11 protein-coding genes and 5 pseudogenes are annotated in these 16,302 nt (G+C 59.1%); 4 read left to right on the top strand and 12 right to left on the bottom strand.

Features of this window, described 5'->3' with window-relative positions; genetic code table 11:
• Positions 1–17 precede the first annotated feature (17 nt).
• Both kduI and P6U16_RS26990 read right to left on the bottom strand, forming a co-directional pair.
• Positions 18–854 (bottom strand): 5-dehydro-4-deoxy-D-glucuronate isomerase, encoded by an 837-nt coding sequence (kduI, locus tag P6U16_RS26995; RefSeq protein WP_277704402.1) that lies wholly within the window; start codon positions 852–854, stop codon positions 18–20.
• Positions 851–1,951: a glycoside hydrolase family 88 protein gene (locus P6U16_RS26990; protein ID WP_277704401.1), complete on the bottom strand. Its 1,101-nt coding sequence runs from the start codon at positions 1,949–1,951 to the stop codon at positions 851–853. Before P6U16_RS26990 ends, kduI begins: the two co-directional genes overlap by 4 nt.
• Before the next feature lie 115 nt (positions 1,952–2,066).
• Here P6U16_RS26990 and P6U16_RS26985 point away from each other — a divergent pair, with 115 nt between their 5' ends.
• Entirely contained in the window at positions 2,067–3,140 is a 1,074-nt protein-coding gene (locus tag P6U16_RS26985; protein WP_277704400.1) for a LacI family DNA-binding transcriptional regulator, read from the top strand.
• Positions 3,141–3,486: 346 nt separating this feature from the next.
• Here the strand turns inward: P6U16_RS26985 and pobA are convergent.
• Positions 3,487–4,658: pseudogene (gene pobA, locus P6U16_RS26980) on the bottom strand (4-hydroxybenzoate 3-monooxygenase).
• Positions 4,659–4,786: 128 nt separating this feature from the next.
• On the opposite strand from pobA, the gene P6U16_RS26975 reads away from it, so the two are divergent.
• Positions 4,787–5,653, top strand: a complete 867-nt coding sequence (locus tag P6U16_RS26975) for a helix-turn-helix domain-containing protein (protein ID WP_277704399.1) — start codon at positions 4,787–4,789, stop codon at positions 5,651–5,653.
• A gap of 237 nt (positions 5,654–5,890) precedes the next feature.
• On the opposite strand, the gene P6U16_RS26970 is transcribed toward P6U16_RS26975, so the two are convergent.
• From P6U16_RS26970 to dctP, 4 genes are all read right to left on the bottom strand, one after another.
• Complete coding sequence (locus tag P6U16_RS26970; protein WP_277704398.1) at positions 5,891–6,352, bottom strand: type II 3-dehydroquinate dehydratase; 462 nt, start codon at positions 6,350–6,352, stop codon at positions 5,891–5,893.
• A gap of 14 nt (positions 6,353–6,366) precedes the next feature.
• Positions 6,367–7,668 carry a TRAP transporter large permease gene (locus P6U16_RS26965; protein WP_277704397.1) on the bottom strand — a complete coding sequence of 434 codons (1,302 nt, stop codon included), beginning with the start codon at positions 7,666–7,668 and terminating at the stop codon, positions 6,367–6,369.
• Positions 7,665–8,183, bottom strand: a complete 519-nt coding sequence (locus P6U16_RS26960) for a TRAP transporter small permease subunit (protein WP_277704396.1) — start codon at positions 8,181–8,183, stop codon at positions 7,665–7,667. The genes P6U16_RS26965 and P6U16_RS26960 overlap by 4 nt, the downstream gene beginning before the upstream one ends.
• Before the next feature lie 103 nt (positions 8,184–8,286).
• Positions 8,287–9,273, bottom strand: a complete 987-nt coding sequence (dctP, locus tag P6U16_RS26955) for a TRAP transporter substrate-binding protein DctP (RefSeq protein WP_277704395.1) — start codon at positions 9,271–9,273, stop codon at positions 8,287–8,289.
• A gap of 227 nt (positions 9,274–9,500) precedes the next feature.
• Between dctP and P6U16_RS26950 the strand changes: the two genes are divergently transcribed.
• Positions 9,501–10,175: an FCD domain-containing protein gene (locus tag P6U16_RS26950; RefSeq protein ID WP_277704394.1), complete on the top strand. Its 675-nt coding sequence runs from the start codon at positions 9,501–9,503 to the stop codon at positions 10,173–10,175.
• 96 nt (positions 10,176–10,271) lie between these two features.
• Here the strand turns inward: P6U16_RS26950 and P6U16_RS26945 are convergent.
• From P6U16_RS26945 to P6U16_RS26935, 3 pseudogenes are all read right to left on the bottom strand, one after another.
• Positions 10,272–10,337, bottom strand: a pseudogene (locus P6U16_RS26945) (hypothetical protein); the annotation flags it as partial.
• 276 nt (positions 10,338–10,613) lie between these two features.
• Positions 10,614–12,501: pseudogene (locus P6U16_RS26940) on the bottom strand (TIM barrel protein).
• Positions 12,498–13,393 (bottom strand): annotated as a pseudogene (locus P6U16_RS26935) (shikimate dehydrogenase). Before P6U16_RS26935 ends, P6U16_RS26940 begins: the two co-directional pseudogenes overlap by 4 nt.
• A gap of 238 nt (positions 13,394–13,631) precedes the next feature.
• Between P6U16_RS26935 and P6U16_RS26930 the strand changes: the two are divergent.
• Complete coding sequence (locus P6U16_RS26930) at positions 13,632–14,273, top strand: TetR/AcrR family transcriptional regulator (RefSeq protein ID WP_277704393.1); 642 nt, start codon at positions 13,632–13,634, stop codon at positions 14,271–14,273.
• A gap of 55 nt (positions 14,274–14,328) precedes the next feature.
• Here P6U16_RS26930 and pcaF read toward each other — a convergent pair.
• Both pcaF and P6U16_RS26920 read right to left on the bottom strand, forming a co-directional pair.
• Positions 14,329–15,529: pseudogene (gene pcaF, locus P6U16_RS26925) on the bottom strand (3-oxoadipyl-CoA thiolase).
• Complete coding sequence (locus tag P6U16_RS26920; RefSeq protein WP_277704392.1) at positions 15,529–16,302, bottom strand: CoA-transferase subunit beta; 774 nt, start codon at positions 16,300–16,302, stop codon at positions 15,529–15,531. Before P6U16_RS26920 ends, pcaF begins: the two are co-directional and overlap by 1 nt.

Raw genomic sequence — 16,302 nt, 5'->3', positions numbered from 1 at the left:
CAGAGATCTCATCGGGGTCACTTCAGTTCTGCCAGGGCAACCGGGGCTACGTCGTTATATTGCTGGTTTTCTCCGGTCATGCCCCAGACGAAGGCATAGGGGCCGGTTCCAGCGCCCATGTGGATAGACCATGCGGGTGACAACACGGCGTCGCCATTGGCGACGATCAGATGGCGCGTTTCTTCCGGGCGACCCATCAGGTGGATGATGCGGTCTTCCGCTGCCATGTCGAAGTAGCAGTAGGCTTCCATCCGACGTTCATGCAGATGTGGCGGCATGGTGTTCCAGACGCTGCCCTCGGCAAGATCGGTAATGCCCATCAAGAGCAGGCAGGACGGGGTCACTTCCGGATGGATGTACATGGCGAGCCGCCGCTTGTTCGAGCGGCGACCATCACCCAGGTCGATCGCCTTCGCTTCGGCCTTTTTGATCAGCCGGTGCGGGATGTCAGCGCCGGCGGGTACGGAGTTCATGTAGAACCGACTAGGGGTCTTTCCCGAGAGGCTTGCCATCACAATCTCGCGCGCACCGCGGCCAAGGTAGAGCACGTCGCGATTTTCCAGCGTGAAGGTCTGGCCATCGACGGTCACGGTGCCTGTACCGCCAAGATTGGCGATGCCCATTTCGCGGGCTGACAGGAGATAGGGCGTGCCGATCTCATCTCCCGAGCCGAAGGTCACGCTTTTGGAAACCGGCATCGCTCCGCCGAGAAGCAGGCGGTCGATATGCGTATAGGTGAAATTGGCAGCGTCCGGCACAAACAGGTCGGTCATCAGGAAGGCGCTGCGGAGTTTCTCCGTGTCATAGCTTTTGACATCTTCCGGTGCTGCGCCATACAAAATCTTCATCGTCATGCTGCTTGTCCTTCCGTGCCGACATGCTGCAGGCCTTCGGACAGGCACAGGATCGCCAATGCCTGTCCGTAGCCGGTCGGTTGAATGGGAATGTCTTTGTAGAACTGGAGATCGTGGCCCATGCGGGTGCCGTAGGACACGTTCAGCACGGTGCCGGTCTCGTCGATATTGTCCATCACGACGCGCAGGGCCTTCAGTCCTGCAGCGCGCCAATCGGGCGTGCCGATACCGAGACGGTATCCCTTCAAGAGGCCGTAGCCGATGCCGGCCGTCGCGGAAATCTCCTCATAAGATGTAGCGTCGTCGAGCAGTGTCCGCCAAGCTCCCGATGGAGCCTGCAGCGATAGCAGCGCATCGACCTGCGCCACGAGGACACCCTGCAGAAAATCCTTCACGGGGTTGGCGAGGTCGGCGAGATCGAACAAATCGAGCAATCCCGCCGTGATCCAGGCATTGCCACGCGCCCAGCGTGCCCGGGCGAAATTATGTCGGCCATCGAAGGTCCAGCCGTGAAACCAGAGACCGGTATGGGGGTCCGCGAGGTAACGGGTGTGGACAAGGAATTGACGAGAGGCTTCGTCTACCAGTTCGCGCCGGCCGCTCGCCTGGCCATAGGACGCAAGGAAAAGTGCGACCATGTAGAGCGTGTCGTCCCAGAGTTCGTCGTGGTTGATCTTATCAGAAACATGATGTTCGAAGCCGCCTTCTGGCGTGCGCCCAAGCTCGTTCATCACGCGGTCGGCCCAGCCGTCGAGTACCGGCTGCCAGCGCGGATCGCGGGTCTTTGCCCAGAGGACCGAAAGGCCGAGCATCGGCGCCGTGGTGTTGACGTTGAGTTGCGGGAGGCCGGCGTCAATGCGCGCCTGGTACCAGCTTTCGACAAGCTGGCGCAGGTCGTCACGGTCAGTAAAAAGCCAGAGCTTGATCAGGCCATACAGGCCGACGCCCTGCGGCCATTCCCAGCTGTCGAAGCTGATATAGTCGCCGGCGGTTCCATCGAGATTGGGCTCGTGGAACCGCCCGTCGTGCTTGAGGCCGGTCGTTCCAGCGACAAGGCGATCGAGACCATTGCGAATATCGCGGCCATCCGGATCCATGAATGCTCCTCCACATGCGCCGCTCTTGGGGACGGCTCGTTGGGGAAATAAATGCACGACGAATTTTGTTGCGCAATCTGAAAATTTTTCTCATGTTGATGCAACGGAGATCGATATGGCAGTCAAACCCATCGCGGGCAAACGCGGAAAGAAGAGCAAGCGTGTGCGGCTGGAAGACATCGCCGAGGCGTGCGGGGTCTCGCTGAGCACCGCCTCGCGGGCCATTGCCGGCGAAAAAGGTGTCAGGCCGGAAATTCGCCAACTGGTGCTCGAAGCTGCCAAGACTGCCAATTATGTGATCCCGACAGCCATTGCGGGCCAGAAAGTCATACTGGCCGCCTCAAGCGCCGCCATGATCGACTATGTGCGCAACCAGTTCACGCTCTACGTGCTGGAGGGCCTCAAGGAACGTGCACAAGTGCTTGGTCTTGAGATTATCACGCGGCCGATCGCCGATAGAGAAGAGGAACTGACTGTGCTGAAGGAGGCACAGGACGATCCCCAAGTTGCCGGTCTCTTGTTTCTCACTGTCGATGACGAGGACATGCTGGCTGCCACGCGCGGCTTCGACAAGCCTGTGGTGCTACTCAACGGTGACGATCCGTTCATGCGGCTCTCCAGCGTCACCCCCTGCAATCGCTCCAGTGCGCGACTGGCGGCCGACCACCTGATCAAGCTCGGCCATGAGCGCATCCTGTTCCTGATGCGGCCAGGCCGGCGGACGATCGAGCGGCGCTATGAGGGCTGGAAGGACGCGCTTTTGCACCATGCGCTTGCCGCCGATCCGGATTTGGTGGTGCCAGTCGAGGACTGGCTGCCGGAACTGGCAGCGCAGGCCATCGCGGCTCGGATCGACGCACGCGGGCTCGATTTTACCGCGGTGCTGGCCGCCGGCGACAGCCTGGCCGTCGGCGCGATGATGGGGGTTCAACAGCGGGGGTTTTCGGTGCCCGGAGATGTGTCGGTGATGGGGATGGACGACTTGCCACAGGCGGCCTTTCTCAATCCGCCGCTGACCACGATGCACATCCCAATGCGGGAAATCGGCTCTGTCGCGCTCGATCTGTTACGCGACAATCTGTCAGGACTGCCTATGCCACCCCGGCGCATCGAACTCGCGTGCCACCTCGTTGAGCGTGCATCTACGGCAGCCGCACCGCTCCACATTCGCTGGCGGGATATGGGCTGACCCTGGCCTTGCCAGATTTTACGAGGGTCCCCCAGTCGCATAGAGTGTGGAGACTGGACCGCCATGCAGTTAGGCAATCCTGGGATATGACAGCACCGCGGCGGCTTGAAACGATCTTCTCATTGCTACGGCCAAGTCGCATTTGCCTGCTCACGTGGCAGGAAGCTCGCAAACCGCCCCGATGAGCAGCGCCTCTGCCGGTGCACCTTGCCGGCTGCCGTGATCTGCCCGGTCAGGATAGCGGAACGTTGCCAAACGTTTCGATTGCCGCGGGTAATTGCGATCCGCTCCTGCCGTGCGTTTTCGAGAGTGCACCGGGCGACGGGGAAACTGGAGCCGTCACCAATCAGAATGGCAACCCGACATAGTTTTCAGCGAGTGCCGTTGATGCCGCGCGAGAATGGACGAGATAGTCCAGTTCCGCTTCCTGAATCCGCTGGCCAAAATCACCTGTGTCCGGAAAACGGTGCATCATCGTCGTCATCCACCAGGAGAAGCGCACGGCTTTCCAGACTCGCGCGAGTGCCTTTCGAGAATAGTCATCAATGCCAGCCGGAGACTTTTCATTGTAATATTCGACCAGCGCTTCACTCAGGTAATGAACATCGCTCGCGGCAAGATTCAAACCTTTGGCGCCGGTCGGCGGAACGATGTGGGCGGCGTCACCCGCCAGAAACAGACGTCCGAAACGCATCGGCTCGGAAACGAAAGAGCGCAAGGGTGCAATCGATTTTTCGAATGAAGGGCCGGTCACCATCGCTTCGGCTTGCTCGGCAGGCAGCCGCCGCCTCAGTTCATCCCAGAAGCGATCGTCGTTCCAGTCTTCGACCTTGTCCTCCAGTGAACACTGCACGTAGTAGCGACTTCGTTTTTCGGACCGCATCGAACATAGCGCAAAACCGCGGGAATGATTGGCATAAATAAGCTCGTGGCTTACAGGTGGGACATCCGCAAGAATGCCAAGCCAACCGAAAGGGTAGACGCGTTCGAATTCCTGGATCGCGCTCTGTGGTACAGCCTTGCGGCTGACGCCGTGGTAGCCGTCGCATCCTATGATGAAATCGCAATCGATGCGATGTTCCAAGCCATCCATTTCATAGGTAACATACGGGCTGCTCCCCTCAAAATCATGGGGCGTAACGTTGCTCGCATCATACTTTGTAACGGTTCCGTTTGCCTCACGAATACTCATCAGGTCATGCGTCACCTCCGTCTGGCCAAACACCATGACACGTTTTCCACCGGAGAGATCATGCACGTCGATGCGGTGGCTGCGCTCGTTAAATGCCAAGGCAAATCCGTCGTGCGGCAGGCCTTCCCTATGGAGGCGCGCGCCGACGCCAGCTTTTCCAGCAAATGAACGGTCCCTTCCTCAAGAACACCAGCCCGCACACGACCGAGAATATAGTCTTTGCCGACGCGATCCAGAATGATGTTGTCCACGCCTTCCTTCGAAAGAAGCTGGCCCAGCAACAATCCTGCAGGGCCTGACCCTATGATGACGACCTGTGTGCGCACCTAATTCTCCCCAACTGGCTCCTATCCAAGAAAGTGGCGACGCGCGGGCGCCTTCTCAATGGACTTTCCCGCCAATTTATTGCACTATCCGACCATGCATTGAGGATATCCCAAAGGAACAACAGGCGATGTTGAGGGATCGGCTATACGGTGAAGAACCGGAGAAAACTGAAGATTTTCGATTTCATTGTGAGACGCTGTTTTCGAGAAGCAGCCTGTACCGGTTCGAAATCGGTGTGCATCAGCATCCCGGCTTCTTCCAGATATTGTACATTTCGGATGGCAACGGTGACGCTAACCTGGATGGCGTGACGCAAATCATTCAGCCACCCGCTGCCATCCTGGTGCCGCCGGGCTTCGAACACGGGTTCCTCTTTTCGCGCGATATTGCAGGTGTCATCCTTACGCTTTTGCCCGGCGCACTGTCCCCTTCGGTCCAAGCGGTTCTGCGGCGGAACTTCCATCGCCCCTCTTTGCTGATGTTGAAAAACAGTCTTGAAAGACAGGAGGTCGAAACATCATTCGAGCGAATTGCGCAGGAGTATGTGACGCACGAGGTGGGCCGCGATGCGATGATTGAAGGGCATATCGCCATGATCATCACCCTTCTTGCGCGAGCTGATCGGCCGAAGATGAGCGCGAACAGCAAAAATTTGGATGACAGCCGGTTCGGGCTCCTGCAGTCGCTCATCACTCGACATTTCCGGGAACCGCAAGATGCACAATTCTACGCCGGAAAGCTTGGACTTTCGCAGACACATCTCAATCGCCTTGTTCGGTCCGCTTGCGGGCTTAGCTTGCAACGCTTGATAGCCGGGCGCCAGATCGAGGAGGCCAAGCAGGAATTGTTGTTTACCTTTTCGACAGTCCAGAACATATCTGATCGACTTGGCTTCACCGAGCCAGGCTATTTTTGCCGCTTTTTCAAACGGGAAACAGGGATGACACCCCGGCAGTGGCGTATGGCCGAAAGGAAAAGATACGCCGCTTTTTGAACTTTCCGGGCGGAGGACGTCCACATGGATCGCCGGCCAGCAATAAGCCGAGCAGCGCCGCGACGGTAGCCAGTAAGCGCTTTGGCCAATGAGGGAGAGCCCTCACCTTGCGCAAACCTACCTTTTGTAAACAGGGCTCCGCGAGCCGACCTGGACCCGGACACCTTTCCTCCCTCGTCCACCGCGAACGACATCTAATACCTCGAGAGCAGGTTCGGATCGCAGCTACGCTCAATGTTAAATACCTGGTTTTTGGTTCCACTCAGAGATCAACATTTCTATTGCTCTTACTGCCACTGGGTATCCTTTGGCGCCGAGCCCCGCCATGACCGAGGTCGCCGTCATTGAAACATAGGAGCGATGATAGATCGGTTCCCGCTTGTGCACATTCGAGATATGGAACTCTATTATCGGCCCCTTGAACATCTTCAACGCATCCAGGAGTGCAAGGGAGGTGAAGGTGAACGCTGCGGGATTGATGATGATGGCGGAACCCTCATCGATCGCTTCATGCACCCAATCGATCAGTCTCTCCTCACTGTTTGTTTGGCGGAACGCCACGGGGCGTGCGCCGGCCGCCTCGCGGCACCAGTCCTCAATTTCGGCAAGGGTGGTGTACCCATAGATTTCGGGCTCGCGCTTGCCCAACCGGTTCAGATTCGGGCCGTTGAGAATGTAGAGCGGTTTCAGGTCGGTCATTATGTTCTCGTTTCTCAGCCCTGGTATCCGAATTGCCTCGGCAGCCACAGGACCATGTCGGGGACGAAGGTGATGACCATCAGGCAGATTACCATCCAAAACAGGAAGGGCAACGCATCGCGGATGATGTCCTTGACCGGAGCGCCGGAGATGTTGGTCATGATGAAGAGCAGCAAGCCATAAGGTGGCGTCACCAGGCCGAGCATGATGTTGACGACGACCATGACCCCGAAATGCACCATGTCGATGCCCAGCGCCTGCGCCGTCGGGATAAAGACCGGCACGATGATCAGCAGGATCGCGGTGCCTTCCAGCACGCAGCCGAGCAGCAGCAGGATGACGTTGACCAGGATCAGAAAGCCGATCGGGGACAGGTCCCAGCCTTGCAGGATGACGCGCAGACTGTCGGGAATGTTCTCGATGGTGACGACGTAATTGAACACCAGCGAGCCGGCGATCAGCATGCCGATGGAGGCCGTCGTCTTGGAGCTGACTTTCAACGCATCATAGAAGGCGGTAAACGTTATGCTGCGGTAGATAACGACCGAGATCAGCAAGGCATAGGCCGCAGCAAGGGCTGCAGCTTCGGTCGGCGTCGTGATGCCGCTATAAATGCAGCCGAGCAGCACGACTGGCATCATCAGCGCCGGAAACGCACGCCATGTGATCAACGGGATGTCACGCAGGGGAACCGCTACCTCAACGGGAAAGTTCTTGCGGCGCGCCGTGATCGCCACCTGCATCATCTGCAGTCCGGCCATCAGGAGACCAGGTACCATGCCGGCGAGGAAGAGATAGCCGATCGAGGCGTCGGAAACGAGGGCATAGATGACCATCGGGATTGACGGCGGAATGATCGGCCCGATGACAGAGGTGACCGCCGTGAGCGCCGCCGCGTAGCTTGGCGTATAGCGGTTGCCCTTGGTCATCATGTTCTGCATCATCTTGCCGCTGCCGGCCGCATCGGCAATCGCAGAACCGGACATGCCGGCAAATACGATGCTTTGCACGATGTTGACCTGGGCAAGTCCTCCGCGAAACCGCCCGACGAGTACATTGCAAAATGTCAGCAGACGCTCGGTCATCGAGCCGATATTCATGAACTCGGCTGCCAGCACGAAAAGTGGGACGGCAAGGATGATGTAGTTCGAATACATGCCGTTTAGAAACTGCTCGGCAACGGTACCCATGTCGGCACCGATCATGAACAAGTACAAAATGGAGCCAACCATCATCGACAGCCCGATGGGCAGGCCTAAGAATGCCAGCGCCGTGATGGTGACGATGGCAAGCGAAAAGGGGCTGGTGAGGTTCATACGCCGGAGCTCGCCTTGGTGGGATCGAAGGCTTCGGGGGTCTGGCCGCGAATGGATTGGATGCCGAGCCATATGTAACGGATGATCATCGCCACGGCGAAAACGACATATATGGAATAGAGATAGTCGAAGCGGATTTTCAGATAGGCCGTCTTTTCCACCTTCATAAATGAGACGTAGTCGATGACGGCCGGCAGAGAGACGCCGAACGCAATGATCAACGCAGCCGCCATTGCAATTGTCATGAGGCGGCGTGCCCGGTCGGAGGCGCTTGCCCAGAAGAAGTCAAAGCGGATTTCCTCGCTTTCGCGCACGACGAATGCAGAGCCGAAGAGCACGATCCAGATCCACAGAGCGACGCTCACTTCATGCGTCCAGCCGATCGACAGGTTCAGTCCGTAACGGAAGACGATCTGAAGCAAAAAGACTGCGAACATGCTAAAGAGCATGAGGCAGAGAATATTCTCCGCCCTCTCCCGCAGCCAGCCGCCCAGCACGACAGATTTTCTAGACATAGGGGATCCTCACCAATCGCATGATTCCGGCCGCGCAAACCTGCCGCCAGCCGAAAACCCTGTGGCTGCCCTGCTCCAATTTGAAGCAGGGCAGATTTTCAACCTAAAGGCCGGCAACCTTTTCAAGGATGCCCTCTGGCCACGATTTGGCGAGATCGGAGGCCAGGTATTTTTCCTGGGCGAACTTGCGGAAAGCGGCGAGATCCGGCTCGTAGATCTCGAGGCCGGCGGCCTTGAACTCCTCCGTCAGCGCCTTCTCCTGTGCGAGATGCTGCTCCTGGCTCCAGGCCATCGCCGTGTCGGCTGCGGCCTGGAAAGCTGTCTGCTGTTCCGGGGTCATCTCATTCCAGACTTTGCTGGAAACTGTCAGGAGGTCATATCCGATAAGGTGCGACGTCAGCACGACCTGCGACATGACTTCATAGAACTTCATATTCTTCACGTTCGGAAGCGGGTTGTCCTGCCCGTCGATCGCGCCGGTTTGGAGACCAGTGTAAACTTCCGCATAGGCCATCGGTGTCGGGTTGGCGCCGAGCGCCGTCCCGAGGAACTGCCAGGCATCACCGCCCGGCATGCGCAGCTTGACCCCAGCCATATCTGCTGGCGTGGTAATCTTCTTGTCCGTCTTCAGGCCTACTTGACGCGCACCAAAATAGGTCGGCCCGAGAATGTGAACACCGAGCTGATCTTCAGCCATCTTCTTGAATTCCGCACCGGTCTCGCTCTCGAAGAATGCCTTCACATGCGCGGCATCCCGGAAGAGGTAGGCTGATGTCAGCACCGACCATTCCGGTATTTGGTTTGAGATGTCCTGCGGCGCGATGTTGCCCATCTGCAGGTTTCCACGCTGGAGCGCGACGAGCTCCGTGCCCTGTTTGAAGAGCGTACCGCCGTAGTAGGGCTCAAGCGTGAAGTTGTCCTTGATCGCCTCGGCAAAAGACTTTGTCATCTGCGCGCGTATGTCCTGTTCGGAAAAGACCGCCGAAAATTTGAGCGTGGGCTTGTCCTGCGCGAAGGCTGGCAGACCCAACGCCAACGATGCCGCAACGGTTACGCTCAGAATAGAGCGCCGGGTGAGTGCGAATGTCATATTTTTCCTCCACTGAGCCGACCGGTCGTACCGTCGGCGCTCCTCCAAGACCGATTTCCCTCCCGGAATTCGGCATCCTGAATATTGTACGAAATAGTTCGTTTATGTCAAACGGACGGCTTTTGCCATGTGTGATAGCGAATGTCCCTTGTCTAATATCCCCTGTCAAATAACTTTTATCATAGATTTTTATTTATATCGGTTATATTTTCGCTGTAGGGGGATCAATGACCAAACATGAATCCGATCGGCTCGAGACGGCCAGTGACCTGGCCTTTCGGCGCATCCGCAGCGACATCATCGCCGGCAAACTTGCACCCGGGCAGAAGCTGAGGCTTGAGCAGTTGAAGGACAGCTATGCCGTCAGCGTCTCCACGCTGCGGGAAACCCTGTCGCGCCTTGCCACGGAAAATCTTGTCCTTGCCGAGGGCCAGCGGGGTTTCGAGGTCGCGCCGGTGTCGGTCATGGAATTGGAAAACCTCGGCGATCTTCGGCTGCTTCTGGAGAGCCACGCCGTCGGCCTCTCCTTTGCCGCCGGCGATCTCGACTGGGAGGCCCGCGTCGTTGCCGCCCACCACAAGCTGTCCAGCGTCGAACGCCGTCTTCTGAACGGCGAGGTCGAGCGAACCGTTGAATGGGTCGGTTATGATTGGGAATTTCACCAAGCGCTCGTCGCCGCCTGTGGATCCACGGTTCTTATCGATGCCCTGTCGTCCACCTTCGACCGGTTCCTTCGCTATCATCTTCTGGCCCGCAGCTTTCGCGGCAAGGCGGTCAGCGACGATCACCGGCAGCTGCTCGACCTTGCCATGCAACGGGACGTGGACGGCGCGCGCGCCATGCTCAAGCGCCACGTCCGCAGCGGCATAGACCACGTTCTTAAAAGCGGCCTCATCCGCTGAAAGCCGTGCATGGACCATGCGCTCAAAGTGCATTAATCCGCTCCAGCATACACAGGTCGGGTTGCTGACGGGCAGCGGAATGACGGTGTCGATGTGCCCGTCGGGCGCATAGCGCACGACCCGCCCGCCCGCGGAAAACGCCGTCCAAAGTCCGCCGTCCACATCGAAGCAGGTGCCGTCCGGGCAGATCACGCGCCAGAAGATGTCCGCCGCTTTCCGTCAAGGCCTGACCACCGAGATAGGTCGTCTCGCGATCCGCAAAACACCTGATGGAACTGCGCTAGAGCATCGAAGCTTTGGAGCTTCGGTTTCTCGATGTCGAGCCACCCGAGCTTCTGCGACCGATCGCACCACAATGGCGACTCGCCGAGCTTGTCGTCGCAGTGCACAACGCACCCGCTCGCTTCCGAGCATCCGTGGTACGCCACCACCCATCATTCAGCTCCTCGGCAGGCCGGCAGGGCGCAGGTTCTTCTTCAGCGCCGCGATGCGGAAGATCGCATTGGCCGCGCCGTAGCCGCGATAGCCGCGCCGCTCGACGATCTCAAAGAAGAAACCTTCGCCATAAGTGGGGCTGTAAAGCTGGAAATACTCGCCTTGCTCGTCGCGGTCGTAGAGGATGTTTTCCGCCTTTAGCCGCTCCGTGAGTTCGGGGTCGAGCCCGAAGCGGGCTTCCACATCGTCATAGTAGTTGGGCGATATCTGCAGCGGCTGAAAGCCGTTTGCCCGAAGAGCCGCAGCGGTTGCGAAGATATCCTCCGTCGAGAAGGCAATATGCTGGACCCCGGATCCGAAATTCTCCGCAATAAAATGGCCAGCCAGCGTTCGCCTGTTTTCCGCGCCATTCATGGTGATGCGCAGCGAACCCTCTTTGTTCTGGACGACCTGGCTGCGCACCACGCCGGATGGGTCGATGATATCCACGACCGGCGACTTGTCCGCCTCGAAGATCGACGTGTAGAAAAGCAGCCAGGTCAGCATCTCCTCATAGGCGACCGTCTGTGCCACGTGATCGACGTGGCAAAGCCCTGCCGGCATGACGCCGGAATCGGCATCGAGCGCGCGAAAATCGATATCCCAGATCCGCCCAAGATCGCCCCCGCTGTCCAAAAGATACAGCAGCCCGCCGCCGACACCGCGGATGGCCGGCACGGCCACTTCCCCGGCCCGACCGGCTGACTGAACGGCTCGGCGCCCAGCGCGACTGCCCGTGCCATTGCCTTGGTCGCATCACCCACCACGAGCGCTATCGCATAGGCAGACGTCCCATGCACCGCATAGGCGGCATTGGCAAAGCCCACATTTTCGGTATTGATCAGTATGCGTATCTCACCCTGCTCATAGAGGTGGACCTGCTTGGAACGGTGATGCGCCGTCCTCCGAAATCCAAGTGTGTTCAGGATTGCGGCAAGATCGCCCGCGTCGTCCGGGTCGGCGGAAAACTCGATGAAGCCCAAGCCCGAGACGGCAACGCGTTCCGGCATAGGTGCCAGCGTCAGACCGCACGATGCCGACCGACGGCGAACCTGGTCGCCCAGAAAGATAAGCGAACGCTGCCCATCGGCAGCGATTGCCTTTGCAGAACCACCACGGAACTGGTCGTTGAAGATTTCCAGCGAAAAGTAGCCATCATACCCTGTCTCGGCGATTGCTGTCGTGAAGTCCGTCACGGCAAGATCGCCCTCGCCCGGCATGTTGCGGAAGTGGCGGCTCCAGTAAAGCAGGTCCATGTCTATCAGCGGCGCGTCCGCCAGCTGGACGATGAAGATGCTTTCATTGGGGATAGAGCGGATCGAATTGATATCGATCTTGCGTGCGAGCGAGTGGAAGCTGTCAAGGATGATACCGATATTTGGATGCTGGGCCCGGCGCACAATTTCCACGCGTCGCGGTGATCGGAGATATGCCGTCCCCAGGCCAATGCCTCGTAGCCGACCCTCAGCCCGCGCTTGGCCGCCCGCTCGCCCAGTTCGTGGAAATCTGCAGCGGCGCGGTCGATGCCGCCGAGCGAGACCGGTGAGACGTTGGAGCAAACCAGCACCAAATCGGTGCCGAGCTGCTGCATGATATCAAACTTGCGCTCCGCCCGATCGAAGGTGCGGGAGCGATGGGGCTCCGGCATTCCCTCAAAATCGCGGAACGGCTGAAACAGCGTGATCTCCAGCCCGTGGTCGCGGACCATCTTGCCGACATCGGCCGGGCTGCCGTCAAAAGCAAGGAAATCGTTCTCGAAAATCTCGACACCGTCGAAGCCTGCAGCTGCGATTGCCGCCAGCTTGTCGGGCAGTTCCCCGCTGATCGAAACGGTGGCGATCGACGTCTTCATCTGACGCTCCCCGGAGGAATTTCGCTTTCAGCTCGCGTGCCGGTCAGTTCCATGAAATGGCGCATCATTCGCCCGCCATCCGCTTCCCGACCCGTAAAGAGACGGAATGCGCCAACCGCTTGAAACACCGCCATCCCGCCGCCATCGATAACCTGGCAGCCGCGCTGACGCGCCGCCGTGAGGAGTGCCGTTTCCAGCGGAAAATAGACGACCTCAGCAACCCATTGATGGACTTGCAGAAGGTCCGTGTCTAACGGTAGACCGGGATAGTTGACCATGCCGGTCGGCGTCGAATGGATCAGGCCTGACGCATCCGCCATGGCCGCGGCCAGATCGTGACCGGCAGAAATCCGGGCCGACGGGAAACGGGCCGCCATGGCAGCAACGAGTGCAGCGACGCGGGCGCCATCCGGATCGAAGATAGTCACTGCGTCCGCACCCAGCATCAGGATTGCATAGACTGTGGCCGCTCCCGCCCCGCCAGCACCCAGCTGAACGACATGGCTCAGCTCGGCATTTGGAAGTCGCGGACGAAACCCCTCGGCAAAACCCCACCAGTCAGTGTTATGACCATGGCGGCGGCCGTCGCGCAGTACCACGCTGTTGACAGCACCAAGTGCGGTGGCATCGTCCGAAAGAGTGTCCAGAAGGGGTATTACTGCCTGCTTGCAAGGGTGGGTAATGTTGAGCCCGGAGAAACCTTCAGATTCTGCCTGGGCAATCAATCCGGCAAGACGCTCCGCACCACCCCTAGAATATTGAGGTCGAGCAGGTCGTAGCGATAGGAAAAACCCTGGCTGCGCGCTTCAGCCATGTGCATGGCAGGCGTTAGCGACGCCTGAATACCGGATCCGATGAGGCCGGCGCGAATGGAATTGGAAGACACATCCATTTTCGTTGCCGCTAGACGTGACGGAGCTTGCACGCCCGCCAATCTCGCAACCCTTCCCATCTTTCCGGCCAGAACCTGATCCTCACTCCGTCACTATGATTAATGTACTAACTAGTTCGTGTCAATTGGTGCCCGTTGAATCAACCATCGGACCTGCCTATGAATGCCAAATAAGTCTGCATGTGTTAAGGAAAGCATGGAGACGCCGACGAAAAGCCCGATCTGGATGCCAGTTTAGATGACCACACAAGAGCGCAGCGCACGCAAAAATGACGCTGAAAAGACCAAAGAAGACATCCTGACTGTTGCGACGCAGGAGTTTGCTGCTCGTGGCCTGTCTGGCGGCCGGGTCGACGCAATCGCGGAGCGTACACGTACATCCAAGCGAATGATCTATTACTATTTCGGCAGCAAGGAAGAACTCTATCTTGCTGTCCTGGAGAAGGCCTACCGCAAGATCCGTTCCCTTGAGGCCGACCTTGAGCTTCGCGACATGACGCCGATCGCTGCGCTGCGGACCCTTATCGCAACTACGTTCGATCACGACGAGCACAATCCGGACTTCGTCCGACTGGTCAGCATTGAAAATATCCACCAAGCCGTACACATGCAGCGATCCGCCGAGATTAAAGACCTCAACGTCTCTATCATTCGCGCGCTTGAGGCGATCCTTGATCGTGGCAGGAAGGATGGAAGTTTCCAGCGTGACATCGACCCCATCGACTTGCACATGCTGATCAGCGCCTTTTGCTTTTTCCGGGTGTCGAACCGCCACACCTTTGGCACCATCTTCCGCCGTGATCTGTCCGAACCAGCGCTTTACGACCGGCACAAGCAATTGATATCGGACGCTGTCGTCAATTTCATGTGCACGCCGTGACAATGTCTCATGCTGGCTGCAGAAGGCCTGTGAGCGGCGCTGTGTTCCGACGGGTTCACGCGCGTTCGAGCGCGACCGCAATCCCCTGCCCGACGCCGATACACATCATCGACAGAGAATAGCGAACTGCGCTCAAACCAAGCTCGATCGCCGCCGTACCGGTGATGCGTGCCCCGGACATGCCGAGCGGGTGACCAAGCGCGATCGCGCCGCCATTGCGGTTGACGCGGCCATCGTCGTCGGCAATGCCGAGAGCGCGTAGCGTCGCCAATCCTTGCGAGGCAAACGCTTCGTTCAGCTCGATGATGTCGAACTGCTCCTGCGTCAGGCCGAGCCTCGCCATCAGCTTTTTCGCCGCTGGTGCTGGGCCAAACCCCATGATCCGCGGCGCGACGCCGACCGCTGCGCCGCCCAGCACGCGGGCAATCGGCGTCAGGCCATGTTTTTGCAGCCGCTTCCGAAGCGATGATCAGCGCCGCAGCGCCGTCATTGACGCCGGACGCATTGCCGGCCGTCACCGAACCGCCGTCGCGAAATGGAGCCTTCAGCTTGGCCAGCGTCTCGATCGTGGTTTCGCGCGGATGCTCGTCGCGATCGACGAGCACGGCGTCGCCCTTGCGCTGCGGAATGGTCACCGGCGTGATCTCGCGAGCCAGCCGGCCATTCTGCTGTGCGGCGGTGGCCTTGTTCTGGGACCGCACGGCGAAGGCGTCCTGATCCTCGCGCGAGACCTGAAAATCCTCAGCGACGTTCTCGCCTGTCTCCGGCATGGAATCGACACCGTACAGCTTCTTCATCAGCGGATTGACGAAGCGCCAGCCGATGGTCGTGTCATAGATCTCGGCATTGCGCGAAAAAGCGCTGTCGGCCTTGGGCAGAACGAAAGGCGCGCGCGACATGCTTTCAACACCGCCGGCGATCATCAGGTCCGCCTCGCCAGCCTTGATGGCCCGGGCGGCCGAGATCACGGCGTCCATGCCCGAACCGCACAGCCGATTGATTGTCGTGCCTGGCACGGTCACCGGCAGCCCCGCCAGCAGAAGCGACATACGCGCCACGTTGCGATTGTCCTCTCCCGCCTGATTGGCGCAACCGAAGATCACGTCGTCAACCGCGTCCCAGTCGATGGCAGCATTGCGCGCCATTAGCGCTTTCAGTGGCACCGCGCCAAGATCATCGGCCCGGACCGACGAGAGCGAACCGCCAAAACGGCCGATCGGCGTGCGGATATAGTCGCAGATATAGGCATCGGTCATCAGGCGGCCTCGTGCGCTTTTTTCGTGCGGGCGTTGATATCCCGCAGCACGGTGAGTTCGGTTTCGCTCGGCACCGGCGTACCCTCTACAAAGTCGGCAAACTTGACCGTCCAGCCGCAGTTCTCCCGGATCTGCGCACGCGTCACGCCCTTGTGGATGGATACAACCGTCAGCTCCTTGGTCTCGGTATCAGGCTCGAAAATGCAGAGGTCGGTCACGACCCGTGTGGGGCCTTTGGTCTTCATGCCCAACCGCGCGCGATGATCGCCGCCCTCGCCGTGGCCCATGGAGGTGATGAAGGGCAGCTTTTCGACGAAACCGCGATTGGTGAGCGCCATGGTGATGAAGATGCGGCCGCAATTGCTGGCGATTTCCGGCGCGCCACCGCCGCCGGGAAGCCTGACCTTCGGCTTGTCGTAAGGGCCAACGACGGTTGTATTGAGGTTGGCGAACTTGTCGATCTGGGCGCCGCCGAGAAAACCTGTGGTGATGCGCCCGCCCTGCAGCCAGTAGCGGAACATCTCCGGCACCGGCACGGTGAACAGCGCCGTATCGCAGAGTTCCCCGTCGCCGATCGACAGCGGCAGCACATCCGGCTTGGTTCCGACCGTACCGCTCTCGTAGATCAGCGTAATATCGGGTGCATGGGTGAGCCGTGCGACATTGCAGGCCGCCGAGGGCGCACCGATGCCGACAAAGCAGACATCGTCATTGGTCAGCGCGCGGGCGGCGGCGATCGTCATCATTTCGGTGGGCGTGAAATCCGTGTTCAT

Origin of the sequence: Rhizobium sp. 32-5/1 (assembly GCF_029537235.1) — a bacterium.
GTDB lineage: Bacteria > Pseudomonadota > Alphaproteobacteria > Rhizobiales > Rhizobiaceae > Pararhizobium.
Note: the sequence above shows the minus strand (reverse complement) of the source record. Positions and strands in the feature narration are given on the sequence as shown.